We start from the raw sequence: 1,868 nt of genomic DNA, 5'->3' as shown, positions 1-1,868 counted from the left end.
GCCCGGGGACGTCTCGTGGGCCCTGACCGGCGAGGTCCTCGACGACGCCGGCTGCGCGGAGGTCATCGAGTGCTACCGCGGCCACCGCTTCCGCGTGCAGCGGCTGCTCGCGCTGGCCGGGCACCACCGCCCCCGCCGCGGCCCGCGGACGGCGCTGCCCACCCACACCCCGAACCGGGCGCTCGGCTCAGCCCGGCACGTGCGCCACCGCGCGCACGGGTGAGCCGTCGCCGCCGCGCAGCGCCCAGCCGAACGCGCTGAAGCCCACCGCGGCCGGCAGCCCCGCCAGCCCGCGCAGGTTCTCCACGAGGACGCCGGGGTCGGCGCGGGTGCCCAGCAGCACCCGGTGCGCCTCCAGGCGGCCGGGCGCGTCGACGCTGGCGGTGTCGATGCCCACCGTGCGCACGCCCGCGGCCCGCAGCAGGCGCGCGCCGTCGGCGGTCAGGGACGGGTGCGCGAACTCCTCGGCGGTCCCGGCGCGGGCGTCCCAGCCGGTGCGCAGCAGCACGATCGCCGCCCCGGCCGCACCGCCCAGGTGCTCGGGGCCGATGCGCGCCACGCCCTCGACGCCGAGCACCGCGGCGGGCCCGCAGAACAGCTCCAGCGGCAGCTCGTCGAGGGTGGCGCCGTCGGGGTGGACGTGGGCGGGCGCGTCGACGTGGGTGCCGGTGTGGGTGCCCAGCACGAGGCGGGCCACCCGCACGCCGTCGCGCTCCAGCGTGAGCGCGGGCTCGGTGCCGAAGGCGGGGTCGCCGGGCAGCACGGGCGTGCCGGGGCCGACGGGACGGCTGAGGTCGACCAGCCGCCCGGCGCCCGGCGCGCCGCTCACGCCCGGCTCACCGCCCGGCGTCGGCCACCCGCACGAGGGTGCCCGCGCGGCCGCGCTCGACGCGGCCGGTCAGCCGCTCGGTCCACAGCGCCGCCAGCACCCGCTGCGCGAGCGCGCCCAGGGCGAAGTCGTCGTCGGCGGACAGGTGCAGCACGGGGGCGCCGTCGTCCTTGACGAGGACGCTGCCGCCCGCGGCGGTGGCGACCTCCGCCGCCCGCGCGAGGCGCTCGGCCGGGGTGCCGGCCTCGACGGGCGGGGGCTCGACGCCGGCCGCGCCGACGGCGGCGCGCACGGCCTCCACGTGCCCGAGGCGGAACCAGTCGCCCGCGGCGGTGCGCACCAGCGAGCGCGCGCCCGGGCCGTCGCCGCCCACGAGGTCGCCCAGCCCGCGGATGAGGGCCGCCGGCACCCCGGCCGTCTTGCCCTTGACGAGGTCGGCGGCGGCGGCCACCTCGTCGGCGACGGCGCGCGCGGTCACGCTCAGCTCGCGCCCGGAGGTGTCGGCGGAGCCGCGCAGGTCCTCCAGCGGCTCGATCCCGGCGACGCCGAGCGCGAAGTCGGTCTGCCCGGCGCGCCACGGGCGCCCGGCGGTGTCGGTGACCACGACGCCGACGTCCGCGCCGGTCAGCTCCCGCAGCCGGGCGCGCAGCGCGCGGGCCTCGGCGTCGGGGTCGGCGGGCAGCAGCAGCACCGTGTCGCCGACGACGTTGGAGGCGTCGACGCCGGCCGCGGCCATCACCGGCCCGGCGACGGCCTCCACGACGCGGGCGGTGCCGGTGGGCGTGCGGCGGGCGGCGACCACCCGCACCGACTGCGCCAGCACGACGGCCTCCCGGTCGGCGGCCGGCGCCACCAGGCCGGCGGCCTTGGAGACGACCTTGCTGGAGACGGCGAGGACGTCGCCGTCGCTGAGCGAGGCCCGCTGGGCGTGCAGGGCGTCCACCAGCAGCCGGGCCAGGTCGTCGCCGGCGCGGACCTCCCCGATGCCGGGCAGCCCGACCACCTGCAGGCTCACCGGTGTCGGCGCGCGGCCGGGGGC

At 80.7% G+C, this 1,868-nt stretch carries 2 protein-coding genes and 1 pseudogene; 1 reads left to right on the top strand and 2 read right to left on the bottom strand.

The genetic code is table 11. The features are described from left to right. Nucleotides 1-223, top strand: a pseudogene (locus tag GTQ99_RS22755) (DNA-3-methyladenine glycosylase 2 family protein); the annotation flags it as partial. Here GTQ99_RS22755 and GTQ99_RS22750 read toward each other — a convergent pair. Next, a complete protein-coding gene (locus GTQ99_RS22750; protein WP_166617944.1) occupies nucleotides 188-829 on the bottom strand; it encodes a cyclase family protein in 642 nt (213 codons plus the stop codon). The pseudogene GTQ99_RS22755 and the gene GTQ99_RS22750 overlap by 36 nt on opposite strands. 7 nt (nucleotides 830-836) lie before the next feature. Continuing rightward, on the bottom strand, nucleotides 837-1,868 hold a 1,032-nt coding region (cofE, locus tag GTQ99_RS22745), incomplete at its 5' end, for a coenzyme F420-0:L-glutamate ligase (RefSeq protein WP_205708069.1).

Origin of the sequence: Kineococcus vitellinus (assembly GCF_009906315.1) — a bacterium.
GTDB classification, from domain to species: Bacteria; Actinomycetota; Actinomycetes; order Actinomycetales; family Kineococcaceae; genus Kineococcus; species Kineococcus vitellinus.
Note: the sequence above shows the minus strand (reverse complement) of the source record. Positions and strands in the feature narration are given on the sequence as shown.